This is a genomic window from Actinomadura sp. NPDC000929 (assembly GCF_040492065.1).
In the GTDB taxonomy this organism is placed as follows: Bacteria; Actinomycetota; Actinomycetes; order Streptosporangiales; family Streptosporangiaceae; genus Spirillospora; species Spirillospora verrucosospora.
Genome location: NZ_JBEUPA010000034.1, coordinates 1 through 17,250, shown reverse-complemented (window position 1 = coordinate 17,250; position 17,250 = coordinate 1). Strand labels below are relative to the sequence as shown.

Here is a 17,250-nt window from a genome sequence, read left to right as displayed (position 1 = left end):
GTGACGCCGAAGAAGCCCGAGAAGGACGCCGCTCCCCCCGCCCGCGAGGGCGACCGGCTCGCCGAGTACCGGGGCAGGCGCGATGCCGGACGGACGCCGGAGCCCGTGCCCGGCGACGAGGCGCTCCCGCGCGGGAACGACGACACGTTCGTCGTCCAGGAGCACCACGCGACCAGCCTGCACTGGGACCTGCGGCTCGAACGCGACGGCGTGCTCGTGTCATGGGCGGTGCCCAAGGGCCTGCCGTGGAGCCCGGAGACCAACCACCTGGCGGTCCACACCGAGGACCATCCGCTGGAGTACGCCGCCTTCGAGGGGGAGATCCCGCCCGGCGAGTACGGCGCGGGGAAGATGACGATCTGGGACCGCGGGACCTACGAGACGGAGAAGTGGTCCGAGCGCGAGGTGAAGGTCGTCATCCACGGCTCGCGCGTGTCCGGCCGCTACGTGCTGTTCAGGACGCGCGGCAGGAACTGGATGATCCACCGGATGGACCCGCCCGCGGACCCGGACGCCGAGCCCCTGCCGGAGTCGCTGCGCCCGATGCGGCCGCAGGAGCGGGCCCGCCTGCCCCGCGACGCGGACGCCTGGGGGTTCGAGTTCGCGTGGGGCGGCGAGCGGCTGGCCGCCTACGTCGAGGGCGGCCGGACCCGGTTCACCGACGGGCGCGGCCGCCCCGTGGACGGCCCCGGCGGGCTCGGCTCCCGGCTCGGGGCGCAGCTCGGCGTCCGGCCCGCGCTCCTGGACGGGGAACTGGCCGTCCTGGACGGCCGCGAGACCTACATGATCTACGACGTCCCGCATCTGGACGGGCACCCGCTGCTGGACGTCCCCTACCGGGAGCGGCGGGAGCGGCTCGACGACCTCGGCCTGGCGGGCCCACGGTGGCAGACGGCCCCCTGGTTCCCCGGCGACGGCGGCGCCGTCCTGCAGGCGGCGCGCGACCAGGGGCTGCCCGGCGTCGTCGCCAAGCGCCTGGACTCCCCCTACGAGCCGGGCGAGGAGTCCGGCGCGTGGCGTCTCGTCCCGTCCCGTCCGAGGAAGCGGCGCTGACCCGCCCGCGGGCTCGCTGATCCGCTTCGGGAAGCGCGGAGAGAGCCCGCGCCCCGGGCGGAACCGGCGGGCGCCTCCGGGCATCAAAAGGACGTGACGCCCCGTTCGGCGCGTCTTCGCTGAAAACGATCAGGAGCGGTTTAGAGTCCCGCCCTGAGACGGGCGGCGATACGCGCTGGAAGGCGGGGGAACGGCACATGATGGGCAAGACGCATGCCCTGAGCGGCGCGCTGGCGTGGCTGGGCGCCGTCCCGATCCTCGGGCAGGAGCGGCTGCTCGGCGAGCACGCGGTGACGCTGTCGCCGGAGCAGATCATGGCGGGCGCCGTGGTGTGCGCCGGCGCCGCGATCCTGCCCGACATCGACCACCACAACGGCCGGATCGCCAACACCTTCGGGCCGATCACGAACCACATGTGCAAGTGGATCGGGAAGCTGTCGGGCGGGCACCGGCAGGCGACCCACTCGATCCTGTTCGCGGTCGGCATCGGCTGGGCGATGGACACCCTCGCCACCCACTTCATCTGGGCCTGGTGGGCCTGCCTGTTCATGATCGTGGGGCTCGGGCTGCGCGGCGTCGGCCTGGACTTCGAGGGCGCCGAGCCGCAGTCGGCGCTGGCGGACTGCGCGCTGGCCCTGATCGCGGTCTGGCTCATGCACAACATCGACATGAGCTTCGTCGGGTTCGCGGTGACGCTCGGCTGCCTGGCCCACGTCGCCGGCGACTGCCTGACACCGCGGGGCTGCCCGGTGTTCTGGCCGCTGCCGTGGCGTATCGACGTCCCCGTCATCCCCCGGACGGACGGCAAGGTCGAGCGGTGGGTGGTGATGCCGGTCCTGATCCTCGGGATCGCCATCCTGACCGTCCGGTCCGTGCTCGGCGACATCACCGCCCAGTGGCTGACGCGCGGCTGATCATTCGATCATGTCGGCGAACTGGTCGCAGGTCAGGACCTCCCATCGGTTCTTGGTCAGGTTCAGCGTGCTCCACAGGCTGACGCGCCGGATGCCCTGGACGGCCTGCGCGGTGCACGCGATCTGGGCCTTGGCCGTCCGCGACCATGTCTTCGCCGCGACCGCCTGGCGGACCGGCCGCACGACCAGCTGGGTGGGACGGCTCACCGGCTTGGAGACGTCCTCGACCGAGTACGCCTCGAGTTCCTCGCGGACGTCGGTGCGCAGCCCCATGGCCCGCTCGTTCCCGGTCGGCGGCACGCTCAGCTGCTGGATGCCCAGGTGCGGCTCGCCGGGCAGGCCGGGCCTCGTCACCTGCACCAGCCTGCCGTCCCGCACGAGGTAGAGGGTGATCGTGGCGGCGTACGCCTGAGCGAGCGGCTGGTCCCCCGCGCTGATGATCCCGGTCGGCTGGATCCCGCAGCCGGTCAGGGCGGCGCAGGCCGCCGCCGCCAGGAGCGCACGCGTCCGGTCCGCCCGCCTCATGGGCGCTCGTCCCCTTCCGCGTCGGGCAGCCACAGGGTGAACACCGCGCCGCCCTCCGGCCCGTTGGCGGCCTCCAGCGTGCCGCCGTGGAGCAGGGCGTTCTCCCTGGCGATCGACAGGCCGAGGCCGCTGCCCTCGCTGCGCGAGCGGGCCGCCTCCGCCTTGACGAACCGGTCGAAGACCACCGCGGCCACGTCGGGCGGAAGGCCGGGTCCGCGGTCGGCGACCACGACCCGCACTCCGCCCGCGTCCTCCCGCTCCGGACGGCCGAAGCGCAGCGAGACGGGCGGGCGCCCGTGCTTGAGGGCGTTCCCGGCGAGGTTGGCGACGATGACGTCGAACCGGCGCGGGTCCAGCCGGACGAACAGGTCGGCGGGGCCCTCCACGGCCACCTCCTCCTGCCAGCCGCGCGCCTTCAGGGTCGCGCCGACCGCGTCGGCCACGTTCACGTCGTCCAGGACGAGGGCGGCGGCGCCCGCGTCGAACCGGCTGATCTCGATCAGGTGCTCCACGAGCGCGCCGAGCCGCCGGGTCTCGTCCGCGACGAGCCGGGTGGCCGCGTCGCCCCCGCCGCCCTCGGCGGCCTCCTCGGCCAGCACGTCCGTCATGGCGATCATCGAGGTGAGCGGGGTGCGCAGCTCGTGGGAGACGTCGGCGACGAACCGGCGGGACGCGGCCTCCATCGCGCGCAGCTCCGTCACCGTCCGCTCCAGCGCCTCCGCGGTGCGGTTGAAGGTGGAGGCGAGGTCGGCCAGCTCGTCGCGGCCCTGCACCCGGACGCGGGTGTCCAGCCTTCCCTCGCCGAGCGCGCGGGCGGCGGCGCCGAGGCGGCGCACGGGACGCAGCACGCCCCCGGTGGCCAGCAGCGCGAGGACGAGCGCGGCCGCCAGGGCCGCGGCGTCCGCGATCAGCAGGGTGCGGGTGAACAGCCACAGGTCGGCGGCCTCCCGGCGCAGGCTCGCGGAGACGAACACCATCGGCGGCGTCGTGCGCCACGGCTCCTCCGGCGACGTCCGGACTCCGGCGACGCGGGCGCCCACGAGCAGGTAGGGCGTGCCGTGCCACTCGACGCGCTGGAAGACGACGCCCCGCGCCGCGCGCCGGGCGAACTCGGCGGTCACCGGGACGTCCAGGGCGTCCGGCGCCGGGAGCCCGGCCCTGTCGGGCCGCACCGGCACCGCGACCGCCCGGCGCCCCCGCGCCGAGCCCAGCGCGTCCACCAACGCCGCGGACACCAGCGGTTCGGTGTCGGGCGGCAGGTCGGGCGGGACGTGCTGGGCGAGGGTGGTGCGGACGTCGTTGATCACCGCGTCCTGGGCGCGCTGCAGCATCACCCGCCGCAGCAGCACGTAGGAGATGCCGGAGGCGAGCACGGACGCCAGCAGCGCGACCGCGGTGAACGCGGCCGCGAGCCGCACCCGCAGCCCGGTGAACCGCAGGCGCCGCATCCCGGGCGCGACGAACCGGAGGAGGCTCCTCACGGCGCGGTGAACCGGTAGCCGAAGCCCCGGACCGTCTCGATCAGCCGCGGCTCGGCCGGCTCGTCCTCGATCTTGGCGCGGACCCGCTGGACGCAGGCGTCCACGAGCCGCGAGTCGCCGGGGTAGGTGTGCTCCCACACCTCGGCCAGCAGGTGCTGGCGGGTGAGGGCCTGACCCGGGCGGCGCGTCAGCTCCAGCAGGAGCCGCAGCTCGGTCGGGGTGAGGCGCAGGTCGGCGCCGGCCTTGGTGACCTTCAGGGAGGACCGGTCGACGACGAGGTCGCCGTAGACGGACCGGTCCAGGCGGGTCTGGTCGGCGCGGCGCAGGACCGCGCGGATCCGGGCGTCCAGGACCCGCGGCTCGACGGGTTTCACCACGTAGTCGTCGGCGCCCGCCTCCAGTCCGAGGACGACGTCGAGGTCGTCGCCCCGCGCGGTCAGCAGGATCACCGGCAGCGGGTCGTCCCGGCGGATCCGGCGGCACACCTCGATGCCGTCGATGCCGGGCAGCATCACGTCCAGGATCGCGATCTCGGGACGGCGCGCCCGCAGCGCCTCCAGGCCGTCCTCGCCGGTGGCCCGGGACGTCACCCCGTGCCCCTGGCGGGTCAGCGCCAGCTCCAGCGCCGTCCGGGCGGACGGATCATCCTCGATGAACAGAATGCTCGCCACCCGGTCATTATCGGCCGTGCGCGATCACCGAACGGGATGTGTCACAAGATCCGGACATCTTCGGCACGAGACCATGACGGTCCGGCGGAACCGTGGAGCGCATGTCGCTCGTGCTGCTCCCGCCCCGCCGTCAAGCGCCGCCCGCCCCGCCGGGCCCCCGCCGGCCGCGCGCCCTGCCCTGGCTGCTCGCGGCGGGCGTGCTCGCGCAGGCGGCGGTCCGGCTGTGGTTCGCCTGGTCGCGGACGGGCCCGGCCGCGAACCCGGACGAGACCGGCTACCTGCTCGCCGCCCGCCTGCTGGCCGGCGGGCCGGGCGGGGACCTGTCCGGGAACACCTTCTACCAGGGCGGATACCCGCTCCTGCTCACCCCGGCCTTCTGGTTCTCCCACTCCCCCGCCACGGTCTACACGATCGTGATCGCGATCAACGCGGTGCTGGGAGCGGCCCTGTTCCCCCTCGGGTACGCGGCGGCCCGCCGCCTCGGGCTGGCCCGCCGGTCCGCCCTGCCGCTGGCGTTCGCGGCGGCGCTGCTGCCCGCGACGACGTTCTTCGGCGCCTTCGCGCTCGCGGACGCCGTCCTGCCGGCGCTCGTCCTGGCCTGGCTGCTGGCGCTGGACCGGTTCGTCCGGAACGGCCGGGCCGGGGACGCCGTCCTCGCGAGCCTGGTCGCGTCCTTCACGGCGGCCGTGCACACCCGGGGAACGATCCTGCTCGCCGTCCACGCCGCCGCCCTGGTGGTCATGGCTCTGCCCGGGCGCCGGAAGGCCCGCGCCGCGCTGGCCGGGGGCGCGGCCGCGCTCGCCGGGTACGCGGCGGGCGCGGCGCTGAACGCGCACGTCCGCGCCGAGTTGTATCCGCGCGGCACGCGGGACCTCGCCGGGATCCTGACGTCCCGGCTGACCACGGTGCCGGGGCAGGAGTGGGCGCTGTCGGGCGCGGCGGGGCAGCTCTGGTACCTGATCGTCTCCACCTGGGGCCTGGCGGGGGCCGGGCTGGTGGCCGTCGCCGCGGTCCTCGCCCGGCGGCGGACTCCAGCCGCGGACAGGATCATGGCGGGCGTGCTGCTCGCCGCCACCTGCGGCATCGCCTACGCGTCCTCGGCCGCGCTGCCGGACGAGCACCGCGTGGGCAACTTCGCCTACGGCCGCTACCTGGCGTGCGTGGCGCTGGTCTACGCCCTCGCCGGGGCCGCGGCGCTCGGGCGCCTCAGCGCGGGCCCGGCGATCCGGGTGGCGGCGGCGAGCGCCCTCCTGCTGGAGGGAGCCGCGCTGTGGGTCACCGCCTACGCGGGCGAGCGGCTCCGCACCCACGTCTTCATCGGCTTCGACTTCCCCGAGGTCACGTTCCTGACCGCCGACCGTGGCGCGCTGCACCTGCACGAGGCGACCTTCGCCGCCCTCGCCCTGCTCGGCGGCCTGCTCGTGCTGACCAGGCCGAAGACGGCGGCCGTGGCGGCCGTCGCGATCGCCGGGGTGAACCTCGCGGCGCTGACGTTCGCGATGGGGCCGCACACCCGGCGCGTCCCCGCCGAGTCCCCGCTCCCCGGCCCGGCCTCAGGCGGGGTCGTCACGGACGCGTCGCTCCACTGGGCGGTCAGGACCGCGCTGATGTACCCCGTGTGGTGGACGCGCATCGGCACGTTCGACACCCGCGCCGGACGGCCGCCCGCGCCGGGCGTGTGCACGGTCGTGGTGCCCCTCCCGGACGGGACGCCGCCCGAGGCGTCCTGGCCCGCCCATCCGGCGGGCTGGCGGCCGCACGCGGGACGGTTCTGGTCGGTGTCGTGGGCGGCCTGGCACGACCCGTCCTGCGCGGGCCCGGGTCAGTAACGCGTCACCAGCGCGATCCGGTCGTGGTCGATGAGGAAGCCGTCCGAGACGAAGGTCACCTCGCCGCCGTACTCCAGCACCGTCTCGATGACGTGGTCGACGACGTCGTCGACCACGTCCGCGCCCTTGAGCACGCCGGGCATGCCCTCCACCGGGATCAGCTCGCCCTTGGTCCGCACCGCGGGCGCGTAGTAGCCGCGCTCGACGACCAGGTGCTCGCCGCGGCCCTCCTCCACCAGCTCCGTCACCTCGCACAGCCCGCCCGCGTACCGCTGGATGCTGCGCGCCGCCTCCAGCTCCGACAGCACGCCGACCTCGCGGAGGTCCTCGTAGGCGGCGAGCGCGGGCCGGGCGGCCTCGGCGAGCGCGCTCGGCGAGGCGCCCTCGAAGCTGCCGTCGACGCGTCCCGCCACGGTGACGTGCGGCCCCGCCACCTCGTCGAAGACCGCCTGGTGCCGGGTGACGCCGGCGACGATCAGCGGGCGCCGGTCCCGCGCGAGGACGCGTTCGAGGTCGGCCGCCACGTCCCGCATGGTCTGGCGGCGGCGCTCGCCCTCGCCGCCCTGCGCGGCCCGCCGCGCCTGCCGTCCGGCGCTCGCCTCGTCGATCGGCTCGGGCTCCACGGGGAAGCCGCCGCGGGCGTACTCGGTCAGCTCCGCGCCGAGTCCGCTCCACAGCCGCGTCCGGTGGTCCGACAGCGACAGCAGCCAGTAGCGCGGCGTGCGGGTGAAGTCGGCCACGAGGTCGCGGGTGGCGAACCCGGTGTCGACGACCACCCGCTCGTCCACGGGCTGGCCGATGGCGAACGCGTGGTGCTCGCCGTGCGGGGCGGCGAACAGGACCAGCGCGTCGGAGCCGTGCCGCGGGTCGACCTCGCCCGCGGCGCGCTCCAGGCCCCGGACGACGTCGTCGGCGGCGTCGGACTCCACCCTGGGGTCGTCGTGGAGGCGGCGGCGCACCTCGCCCAGCAGGTTCCGCAGGCGGATGCGGTCCTGCCGGCCGTCCCGGGCGGAGCGGTGCGTCGGCATCAGCACCGACACCGCGGGATACGGCCTCGGCTTGCGCAGCCCGGACAGGGTGACAGCGTCCATGATCCCCCGATCGTCGCTCTTCATCCTTTCTGTCTCTTTTGTAGCGACCTGTCAGTAAATGAGGTGTAAGGCCTGTCCGATTTGCGGGCCGGGACGTCAGCCCGGCGTGATGAAGGCCGTCTCGTAGGCGAAGATCACTGCCTGGGTCCGGTCGCGGGCCTGCATCTTGGCGAGGATGTTCCCGACGTGCGTCTTCACCGTCTGCGGGCTCACGAAGAGCTCACCGGCGATCTCCGCGTTCGAGTGGCCCTTGGCCATCAGCCGCAGCACGTCCCCCTCCCGCTCGGTGAGCCGGCCGTGCCAGGCCGCGCCCCCGCCGCCGGACGGCCCGTGCCGCCCGGCCAGCTCCCGGATCGCCGCCGGGAACAGCAGGCTCTCGCCGTGCGCGACCATCCGGATCGCCTGCAGGATCTCCTCCGGCCGCGTCCGCTTGAGCAGGAAGCCGTTGGCGCCCGCCTTCAGCGCGTCGTAGACGTACTCGTCGTTCTCGAACGTGGTGACGACGATGATCCGCGGCGGCTCCGGCACGGTGGCGAGGATGTGGCGGGTCGCCTGGATGCCGTCGAGCCGCGGCATCCGCACGTCCATCAGCACGACGTCGGGGCGCAGCCGCCGCACCTCGCCCGGCACCTCGGTCCCGTCCGACGCCTCGCCGACGACGGCCAGATCGTCCTCCGCGTCGATGATGGCGGCGAGCCCGGCCCGGATCAGCCGCTCGTCGTCGACCAGCAGCACCTTGATCGTCATGATCCGGACCTTAGCGGCAGCGAGACGCGGAACCGCCACCGATCGCCGTCGGCCCCGGCGCTCATGTCGCCGCGCAGCACGGTGACGCGCTCGCGGACCCCGCCGAGGCCGCGGCCGCCGCCGTGCCCCGCGCCCTCGCCGCGGGTCGCGCCGAGCGGATTGGTCATCTCGACCTCCAGCCGTTCCCCGTCGGTGCCGAGCCGCAGCCGCACGGGCACCTTCCCCGCGTGCCGCAGGGCGTTCGTCAGGCCCTCCTGGACGATCCGGTACGCCTCCCGCGACACCGCCGCCGGGACGTGCTCCACCTCCGGGTCCACCTCGGCGTCCAGCGCCACCCCGGCGATCCGCGTCTGCTCCAGCAGCCGTCCGAGGTCCTTCAGCGTGGCCTGCGGGGCGGGACGGGACCGGTCGTCGCGCAGCAGCCCGAGCACGTGGTCGAGGTCCTCCAGCGCGGCACGGGCCGAGTCCTCGATCGCGGCGAGCGCCTCGCGGGCGAACTCCGGGTCGCTGTCCAGCACCCGCCCGGCCGCCCCCGCCTGCAGGGTCACCACGCTGAGCGCGTGCCCCACCGAGTCGTGCAGCTCCCTCGCCAGCCGGTTGCGCTCGGCGAGCCTGACGGCCTCGGCCCGCATCCCCTCCATCCGCTCGGCGGCGGACGGCCCGAGGAACACCGGCGCCAGCCGGGCCAGCAGCGCGCCCGCCCCCACGATCAGCGCGAGCAGCAGGACCAGCGACCCCAGCCCGATCAGCGGCGCGGGCCACTGGTGCCAGGCGTCCTGCCAGCCCCAGGACTGCAGGAACCGGGTGTCCCAGCTCACCGCCGGCGCGATGAGCATCACGACGGCGGCCGGGGGGAGGACCAGGCTCAGCCCGCTGACCACGACGCCCGTGCCGAGGTGCAGCGTGAACCACGCGGCGGTGCGGCCGCGGCTCTCCCAGGAGCCCGCGGAACCGGGCACGAGCCCGGCGGCGGGCCCCCCGAGCAGCTCCTTGGCCAGGGAGCTCTCCAGCAGCCGCACCGTCGGCACGAGCCCGGTGACGAACGTCGCGGCCGCCGGCATGACGACCAGCATCAGCACGCCCTTGACCAGGCTGTTGCCCATCGGCACCAGCGGGGTCATGCTGATCGCCAGGAACCAGTACGGCATCAGCAGCGCGCCGCCCACGACGAGGTGGGACCAGCGCCGCCAGGTCGTCCGCTCGATCAGCGGGCGGAGCACACGGAGCACGCCCTGATCCTGACAGAACCGGCGGCCCGGCCACTCCCCCGCGCGGGGGAGGCCGCGCTCACGCGTTGTCCTTCTCTCCGGCGGCGCCCTCCCCGGCGGTCCCGCCGGAGGCGCGGTCGCGCTCGGCGAGCTTGGCCAGGCGCGCGTTGTAGGCGGCGAGCTCGTCGTCCTCGGGGCGCCCCCCGGCCTTCGCGGCCCGGTCGGCCTTGCGGTCCATGCGCCGCGCCTGCCGCTGGTCGTGGACGTACCACTGGAAGGCCAGCACGATCAGGACGATGAACGTCGGCACCTCGCCGAAGCCCCACGCGATGGCGCCGCCGGTGTGCTGGTCGTGCAGGATCGTGGTGCCCCACGGCGGGTCGACGGAGGTGTACCAGCCGCGGGCGAGCGCCTGGCTCATGTTCATCAGGGCGATGCCGAAGAACGCGTGGAACGGCATCGTGACGAACAGCAGCAGCAGGCGGGCCGGATACGGCAGCTTCCGCGGCGCCGGGTCGACGCCGAGCAGCACCCAGAAGAACAGGGAGCCGCTGGCCAGGAAGTGGACCGTCATCGCGATGTGGCCGAGATGGTTGCGCATCGCGGCCTCGAACAGCGGCGTGAAGTACAGGACGAACGTGCTCACCACGAAGACGAGCGTCGCGACCGCGGGATGGGCGATCACCGCGAGGTACCGGCTGTGCAGCACGGCGGTGAGCCACTCGCGCGGGCCGCGGTCGCCGCGCACGCGGGCGGGCCTGAGCGCCCGCAGCGCCAGCGTCACCGGCGCGCCGACGACCAGGAAGATCGGCGTCAGCATGTTCAGCACCATGTGCTGCGCCATGTGCACGCTGAACAGGATCGGCGCGTACCTGGCGACGCCGGTCTGGGTGACGGCCGCGATCGTCAGGAGCCCGATCAGCCAGGACGCGGTGCGCCCCCAGGGCCAGGAGTCGCCGCGCCGCCGCAGCCGGACGACCGCGGCGAGGTAGAGGCCGCCGAGGACGACGACGAGGGCGGCGAAGAACAGGTCGAACTGCCCCAGCGTCAGCAGCCGGACGGGGGTCACGTGCGGGGGCATGTCGTAGCCGAGCAGCGACTTGACCGCGGACTCCGGCTCGGCCGGGGCGGGCGGCGCGGTCCGGGCCAGCGCGACGGCCAGCCCCATGGTGGCGCCCATCACCGCGGCCTCGACGGACGCGAACCGGGCGAACGCCCCCGGCCTGCCGTCCGCCACCGCGGGCAGCGTCCGCGTCCGGTGCCACCAGCCGAACCAGCCGAGCACGCAGAACGCGATGATCTTGCCGAGCGCGAGCCGTCCGTAGTCGGTCTCGACCATCTCCCGCGGATCCGGCAGCCGGGCGATCACGTTCACCAGGCCGCTGGCTCCGACGACGACGTAGCACCACAGGGCCATGCGGCTGAACCGCTCCGCGACGAGCGGGAGCCGGTCGCGGCGCAGCAGCGCGTGGGCGGCGACGACGGCGAGCCCGCCGACCCACGGGGCGACGGCGGCGACGTGCAGGGCGACGCCGGTCGTCGCGGTGGAGTGGTTGGCGGCCGAGGCCGAGTGCCCGGTGAGCGGCGCGGGCAGCAGGGCGATCCCGGCCAGGGCGAGCAGCCCGAACGCGGCGGCGGGCGTGGTGGTGGTGCGGGCCAGAAGCGCCACCACGACGGCCAGCAGCACCACGACCATGAGGGCGGTGCCCTGCGGCAGCGAGCCGACGTAACTGCTCAGCTCGCTGCCGGTGAGGACGTCGCCGACCGGCTGGCCGAGCACGTCCGCGACGGTGAACACCAGCGTGGCCGCGGCGGCGGCGGCCCAGGCGGCGGCGATCCAGGAGGCGGCGTTGAGGTAGCCGAGGGCGTCCCCCGACAGCCGGGGCGCGGCCCGCCCGCCCTCGACGGGCAGGAACGCGGCCGCGGCCAGCAGCGCGCCGACGGTCAGCGCGGACAGCAGGTCCATCGCCGCCCGGGAGACCGGAAGCCCCCACCGGGTGAGGGCGCCCGCGTCGCCGAGGCCGGGGATGACCTTCTCGGTGACCGAGCCGCCGAGGACGAGCCCGGCCACCAGCAGGACGGCGCACGCGGCCAGGGCGGCCGCCCCCGCCCGCCAGACGGCCAGGCTCCCCTTACTCACCGCCGGTGGCCGCCTGGTGCTTGCGCTTGGCGCGGAACACGATGCCCACGCCGATGCCGACGCCGACGAGCAGGCCTCCGATGATCAGCACCCACAGGAGCATCCCCGAGCCGGAGTCCTCCTCGGCCGCCTCGTTCTCCTGGTCGGCCTTGAGCGGCCGCTCGTCGGAGTTGGCGGCCGGGCCCGTCTGCTCCTCGGCGCCGACCCCGCCCGCGGTGGGCGCGGACGAGGCGGCCGGCGGGGCGCCCGCGGCGCCGTCCCCGGTCACGCTGAACGTCAGGTCGTTCCCCTCGATCGGGTGCCCGTCCTCGCCGACGACCCGGTAGGCGACCGTGTAGGAGCCGGCGGGCAGCGGACCGGACAGCTTCTGCGTGACCTTGGTCCCGGCGCGCTCGGCGGCGCCCGCCTGGAACTCCTTCTTGTTCCCGTCGCTGACGACGACCTTCGCCAGGCTGATCTCGTCACTGAAGACCAGCGTGACCTCGGTGACCGCGTCCGCGGACCTGCCCTTCTCGGGCGTGCTGCCGACCAGCTTCGTGTGCGCCATCGCGGGGGGCGCGGTGAAGGCGCCGAAGGCGAGCGCGGCGGCGGCGATCAGGCCGAGGCGGCGCAGGGGCCGGCGGGACTTGAGCATGTTCATGGAGGGCCGGGTTCTCTAGTGAGTCGAAGGGCTCCGTCTACCCTACTGAGCCCTCCGCCATGGCACGTCCCGGGTCGCGCGACGGCGCGGCCCGGGAGGAACGGCGCCGGTCAGTTGCACCCGCAGTCGCAGTCGCAGCAGTCGCACGAGTCGCAGCAGTCACAGCAGTTGCAGCAGTCGCAGCAGCTCCCGTCGCAGCCGCCGCCGTCGCAGCCGTCGAGGTGCCGGGTGCACCAGCAGCGGTCGTCGCACGAGTCGCCGTGGTGGTCGCTCCACTCGGGCTGGAAGATCCCGCAGGTGGCGCAGACCAGCGTTCCGGTGAAGCACGGGACCGGCCAGCCGGGGCGCGGCGGCCGCGGCCCCCGCCTGGACAGCTCCGCCGGAGCGAAGGCGCGCTCGACCGAGCGGCCCGCCTCGCGGTCCAGCAGGGCCCGGACGAGGCGCGGCCTCTCCAGCTCCAGCTCGGCGAGCGCGAGCCGCAGCCCGTGCAGCGCGCCGTCGGCGTGCCGGCGGGCCTCGTCGAGGGTGGTGCCGGTCGCCAGGAGCGGGTTGTACGCGCCGGCCTCCTCGTCCTCGGCGAGGTCCTCGACGGCGTCGATGAGGTGGGCGAGGCGCCCGAAGAAGCGGCCCGCCTCGGCGAGCGTCTCGGCGTTGCCCTCCCGGCCCGCGAGGACGGCCGTGTGCGCGAACACCGCGGCGACGGCCGTCTCGGTCGGCTCGGTCAGGTCCAGCAGCCCGAGGCCGGGGGCCGCCTCCAGGAGCGGCTGCCGGGCGACGGCGTCGCGCAGCACCGCGGGGTCGAACCCGACGGCGGCGCCCGTGCGGCCGCCCGCGGCGTCCCACCGGTCGGCCATCCGCCCGGCCGCGGCCGCGACGAGCCGGCGCGCGTAGGGCCCGTCGCCGTCGGCCACGTGGTCGCGCGTCTTGCCGGCGGCGAGCAGCAGGGACGCGGCCGCGGCGAGCTGCGCGCCCTGCGCCCGCGCCGTGACGACCTCGGCCGTCTTCATCCCGCGCAGGGCGCACGGTCCGGCCTTACGGCGCGGCGACAGCTCCGGAGCCTGCGCCTCCACCAGCACCGACACGAGCAGCCCGTCGTAGTTGGTGACGAGCCGGGAGGCCTGGCCGTGCTCGGCCCGCAGCGTCAGGCACAGCCCGCAAAGGTGGGCCATCCAGTCCTTGAACAGCGACCCGCACAGAACATGACGGCAAGGTCTGACAACACCGAACACGACTAACTCCCCCATCTCACGCCGACCGCAGCATTATTCATGGACGCGGCGGCACGCGAAACGGTTCGGCCGGATCGGTCCGATCAGACCCCCACGCAGGTCAGGGCGCGGCGGTAGGCGGCCATCCGGGGCCCGTCGGAGGTCCCCGTCCCGGCCAGCACCTCGGCGAGGTCGAACCACGCCTGCGCGGCCTCCCGGGAGGACTCCATCTCCTCCAGGCAGGTCGCGGCCCGGGTCAGCACCTCGACCGCGCGGTCGTGCCGGCCGAGCCGCACCGAGGCCTCGCCGAGCACGGTCAGCGCCCCGGCGGTGGCGCGGCGCGGGGCGTCCCCGAGCAGGTCCAGGGCCTCCTCGGCAAGCGCCACCGCCTCGGCGGGACGGCCGAGCGCGGTCTCCGCGCGGGCAAGCTCGGTCAGGCACCAGGCCACGTCGATCTCGCCGGAGGAGCTGGCGCTGATCTCGCCGCGCACCCGGGCGAGCAGCTCGCGCGCGCGGTCGGCCTGGTCGGGCTTGGCCCGCAGCAGCAGCCCCGCGTAGATGACGCGGAGCCGGTTGAGGTTGCGGGGGTCCTCGCCGTCGCCGGCCAGCATCAGGGCCCGCTCGGCGAGCGCGACGCCCTCGTCGTACTCGCCGCGGATCTCCGCGACGTAGGCGGCCTCCCAGTAGGCGACCATGCGGGCGCGGGGGCTGCCGATCCGCTCGGCGCGCTCGACGAGCTGGGCGGCGAGCTGGCGGGCCCGGACGAGGTCGCCGCGCTCGATGAACGCCGACAGCAGCGCCGCGCCGAGGTCCACGGCGGCGTCGGTGGAGTCGGCGCCGGTGGCGACGAGGTGCCGCAGCGCGGTCTCGGCGGCCTCCACGCCCGCGCTGATGTCGCCGCGCTCGCGCAGGCAGCGGCTCAGCGCGACGTGCACCTTGGCCCAGTGGTCGAGGTCGGCCTCGGCGGACGCCTGCCCGGTCAGCGCCGTCAGCTCGGCGATCGCCTCCTCCAGCTCGCCCGCGGCCTCCAGCGCGAGCGCGTGGCCCCAGCGGGCCTGGTGCAGCATCTCGGGGAGGGCGACCGCGTCGGCGCTCGCGAGCACCTCGGCGAACCGGGTCCGCGCCTCGGCCGCCGCGCCGTTGCTGAGCGCGATCTCGGCGTAGTCGAGGGTGACGCGCAGCTCGTCCACGACGTCTTCGCTGACGCCGCTGACGAGATAGGTCGCCGAGCAGTTCAGCTTCGCCGCCAGCAGGTCGACGACGCTCGGCGCCGGGACCCGCTTGTCGCTCTCGATCAGCGAGATGTAACTGTCGGACAGCTCGGGGAAGGCGAGCTGCGCCTGGCTCACGCCCTGCCGGATCCGCAGGGCGCGAATGCGCTGCCCCAGTGTCTCCCGATCCATCGTTTGACCACCGCCTACAAGGTGCTCGCCGCGCGCAGGGCGAGGAAGAAGTCGACTCGGTCTTCAAGTCTGCCGAGGTCCCGGCCGGTGAGGTCCTCGATTCGCCGGATTCGGTACCGAAGCGTGTTCACATGGACGTGCAGCCGCGTCGCGGTGCGGCTCCAGGAGCCCGAGCAGGACAGGAAGACCTCCAGCGTGTGCACGAGATCGGCCTGCCTGGTGCTGTCGTACTCCTCCAGGGGGCCGAGCATCCGCGCGCGGAAGGACGAGCGCGTCCGCTCCGGGACGGACGCCAGCAGCCACGCGTAGGAGTCCAGGGCGGTCGCCCCGGCGGAGTCTCGCATTCGCACCAGGGCAGGCTATAGGCGGCACATCACCCCCGTCACGCTGCGAAGGCCGCGAATCACGTCCCGCCGCCCTCTCTTCACGCGGCCCCCTGGCCTCACCCGGGCCTCGGACGGCTACCCTGTGCACGCCGTTTCCGAACACCATGCTGCTGAAAGCGGAGCGCCCGTCATGTCCAAGACCCAGGCCGAAGCGGCCGACGATTCACCACCGGCGAGCGGGCGCGGGCCGCTGGAGCGGCTGTTCGAACTCACCGCGCGCGGCACCACCGTCCCGCGCGAGCTGCGCGGCGGCGTGACCACGTTCTTCGCGATGGCCTACATCATCCTGCTGAACCCGCTCATCCTCGGCGGGGCGAAGGACGTCAACGACGCGACCCTGTCGATCCCGCAGCTGACCACGATGACGGCGCTGTCCGCCGCCGTCACCACCGTGATCATGGGCCTGGTCGGGAACGCGCCGCTGGCGCTCGCCGCGGGCCTCGGCATCAACGCGGTCGTGGCCTTCCAGGCGGCGCCGGTGATGACCTGGCCGCAGGCGATGGGCCTCGTGGTGATCGAGGGCGTGGTCATCGTGCTGCTGGCGCTCACCGGGGTGCGCGAGCGGATCATGAACTCGATCCCGCTGGCGCTCAAGCACGCGATCGCGGTCGGGATCGGCGCGTTCATCGCGCTGGTCGGCCTCTACGACGCCGGGTTCGTCACCTCCAGCGCCACGAGCCCGCCGCTGTCCCTCGGCACCGGCGGCCGGCTGGAGACGTGGCCGGCGCTGGTCTTCGCGGGGACCCTGGTGCTGATGATCATCCTGTACGTGCGGCGGGTGCCGGGCGCGATCCTGATCAGCATCGTCGCCGGGACGGTCGGGGCCGTGGTCATCCAGGAGAACGCCTCCGTCAGGAAGGGCGGCTGGGGCGTGGTCACCCCGAACATGCCCGAGAAGCTGTTCGCCGCCCCCGACTTCGGTCTGTTCGGGCAGATCTCCCTGTTCGGCGGGTTCGCCCGGGCGGGAGTGATCACCGCGCTGGTCGTGCTGTTCACGCTGGTGCTGTCGGGGTTCTTCGACGCGATGGGGACGATCCTCGGCATCAGCGACGAGGCGGGCCTGGTGAGCGAGAAGGGCGAGGTGCCGCGGCTCGGCCGGATCCTGTCGGTGGACGGGCTGTCCGCCGCGTTCGGCGGGCTCACCAGCTCGTCGGCGAACACGGTGTTCGTCGAGTCGGCGGCGGGCGTCGGCGAAGGCGCCCGGACCGGCCTGGCCAACATCGCCACGGGCGCGCTGTTCGCGGTGACGCTGTTCCTCACCCCGCTGGCGGCGACCGTCCCCGCGCAGGCCGCGGCGCCCGCCCTGGTCGTGGTCGGCGCGCTGATGATGACGCAGGTCGCCAAGGTCGACTGGAACGACCTGGAGATCACGATCCCGGCGTTCCTCACCATCGTGCTGATGCCCTTCACCTTCTCGATCACCACCGGCCTCGGGATGGGCATCGTCGCCTACGTGGTCATCAAGGCCACGCGCGGGAAGCTGCGCGAGATCTCCCCCGCCCTCTGGATCGTCGCCGCCCTGTTCGTGATCTTCTTCGCCATCCATCCCATCGAGGAGTGGCTCGGCGTCGGCTGATCCCGCGCGACCGCCCGCGCGCCGGGGACTCCGGGGAAACACGGACGCAGGGTGACCACTCCGCGACGGAACTCGCCCGTTTGTAGGTCTCGGAGGCGGTTGCAGGTGTCAAATAGTGCCGGCATGGCGTAAGCAGAAGGTAGGGCCTTACCCCCCGGCGTGAAAGGCGTGGCTGTGGTGTCCGCGGACTCTCCCTCCCACCCGTCCCCGCCAGGTCACGTCCTGCTGGCGCCTGACAGGTTCCCGGGAGCGCTGACCGCGGCGCGGGCGGCGCGGCATCTCGCCGCCGGGCTCCGCCGCGCGCGTCCCGGCGTCGCGCTGGTGGAGCTGCCCGTGGCCGACGGCGGCGACGGCACCGTCGAGGCCGCGGTGGCGGCC

General features: G+C 74.4%; 15 protein-coding genes and 1 pseudogene. 5 read left to right on the top strand and 11 right to left on the bottom strand.

Features of this window, described 5'->3' with window-relative positions:
• A complete protein-coding gene (locus ABWI04_RS15270) occupies positions 1-1,053 on the top strand; it encodes a DNA polymerase ligase N-terminal domain-containing protein (RefSeq protein ID WP_345174648.1) in 1,053 nt (350 codons plus the stop codon).
• Between the two features lie 197 nt (positions 1,054-1,250).
• Complete coding sequence (locus ABWI04_RS15265) at positions 1,251-1,967, top strand: metal-dependent hydrolase (protein ID WP_345174646.1); 717 nt, start codon at positions 1,251-1,253, stop codon at positions 1,965-1,967.
• Here the strand turns inward: ABWI04_RS15265 and ABWI04_RS15260 are convergent, their stop codons facing one another.
• The 3 genes from ABWI04_RS15260 to ABWI04_RS15250 are packed head-to-tail and all read right to left on the bottom strand — an operon-like array spanning position 1,968 to position 4,644.
• On the bottom strand, positions 1,968-2,492 hold the full coding sequence (locus tag ABWI04_RS15260; protein ID WP_353832804.1) for a hypothetical protein: 525 nt from the start codon (positions 2,490-2,492) through the stop codon (positions 1,968-1,970).
• Entirely contained in the window at positions 2,489-3,973 is a 1,485-nt protein-coding gene (locus ABWI04_RS15255) for an ATP-binding protein (RefSeq protein ID WP_345174643.1), read from the bottom strand. The genes ABWI04_RS15260 and ABWI04_RS15255 overlap by 4 nt, the downstream gene beginning before the upstream one ends.
• Positions 3,970-4,644 carry a response regulator gene (locus ABWI04_RS15250; protein ID WP_353832803.1) on the bottom strand — a complete coding sequence of 225 codons (675 nt, stop codon included), beginning with the start codon at positions 4,642-4,644 and terminating at the stop codon, positions 3,970-3,972. Before ABWI04_RS15250 ends, ABWI04_RS15255 begins: the two co-directional genes overlap by 4 nt.
• A 101-nt stretch (positions 4,645-4,745) precedes the next feature.
• On the opposite strand from ABWI04_RS15250, the gene ABWI04_RS15245 reads away from it, so the two are divergent.
• A complete protein-coding gene (locus ABWI04_RS15245) occupies positions 4,746-6,473 on the top strand; it encodes a hypothetical protein (protein ID WP_353832802.1) in 1,728 nt (575 codons plus the stop codon).
• Here ABWI04_RS15245 and ABWI04_RS15240 read toward each other — a convergent pair.
• From ABWI04_RS15240 to ABWI04_RS15205, 8 genes and pseudogenes are all read right to left on the bottom strand, one after another.
• Positions 6,467-7,564 (bottom strand): baeRF3 domain-containing protein, encoded by a 1,098-nt coding sequence (locus ABWI04_RS15240; protein WP_353832801.1) that lies wholly within the window; start codon positions 7,562-7,564, stop codon positions 6,467-6,469. The genes ABWI04_RS15245 and ABWI04_RS15240 overlap by 7 nt on opposite strands.
• Positions 7,565-7,660: 96 nt before the next feature.
• The gene (locus ABWI04_RS15235; RefSeq protein ID WP_345174633.1) at positions 7,661-8,311 is read right to left on the bottom strand and encodes a response regulator; all 651 of its coding nucleotides are present in this window, start codon (positions 8,309-8,311) and stop codon (positions 7,661-7,663) included.
• Positions 8,308-9,540, bottom strand: a complete 1,233-nt coding sequence (locus ABWI04_RS15230) for a sensor histidine kinase (protein WP_353832800.1) — start codon at positions 9,538-9,540, stop codon at positions 8,308-8,310. The genes ABWI04_RS15235 and ABWI04_RS15230 overlap by 4 nt, the downstream gene beginning before the upstream one ends.
• Before the next feature lie 58 nt (positions 9,541-9,598).
• A complete protein-coding gene (locus tag ABWI04_RS15225; protein WP_353832799.1) occupies positions 9,599-11,659 on the bottom strand; it encodes a bifunctional copper resistance protein CopD/cytochrome c oxidase assembly protein in 2,061 nt (686 codons plus the stop codon).
• On the bottom strand, positions 11,652-12,299 hold the full coding sequence (locus tag ABWI04_RS15220; protein WP_353832798.1) for a copper resistance CopC family protein: 648 nt from the start codon (positions 12,297-12,299) through the stop codon (positions 11,652-11,654). Before ABWI04_RS15220 ends, ABWI04_RS15225 begins: the two co-directional genes overlap by 8 nt.
• Before the next feature lie 110 nt (positions 12,300-12,409).
• Positions 12,410-13,543 carry a DUF5685 family protein gene (locus ABWI04_RS15215; protein WP_353832797.1) on the bottom strand — a complete coding sequence of 378 codons (1,134 nt, stop codon included), beginning with the start codon at positions 13,541-13,543 and terminating at the stop codon, positions 12,410-12,412.
• 68 nt (positions 13,544-13,611) lie between these two features.
• Positions 13,612-14,910: a helix-turn-helix domain-containing protein gene (locus ABWI04_RS15210; protein WP_353832796.1), complete on the bottom strand. Its 1,299-nt coding sequence runs from the start codon at positions 14,908-14,910 to the stop codon at positions 13,612-13,614.
• Positions 14,911-14,924: 14 nt separating this feature from the next.
• Positions 14,925-15,257: pseudogene (locus ABWI04_RS15205) on the bottom strand (PucR family transcriptional regulator); the annotation flags it as partial.
• Between the two features lie 169 nt (positions 15,258-15,426).
• Between ABWI04_RS15205 and ABWI04_RS15200 the strand changes: the two are divergent.
• Positions 15,427-16,872, top strand: a complete 1,446-nt coding sequence (locus ABWI04_RS15200) for an NCS2 family permease (RefSeq protein WP_353832795.1) — start codon at positions 15,427-15,429, stop codon at positions 16,870-16,872.
• 177 nt (positions 16,873-17,049) lie between these two features.
• Positions 17,050-17,250 (top strand): glycerate kinase (locus tag ABWI04_RS15195; RefSeq protein ID WP_353832794.1); only part of this gene is annotated, 201 nt, incomplete at its 3' end.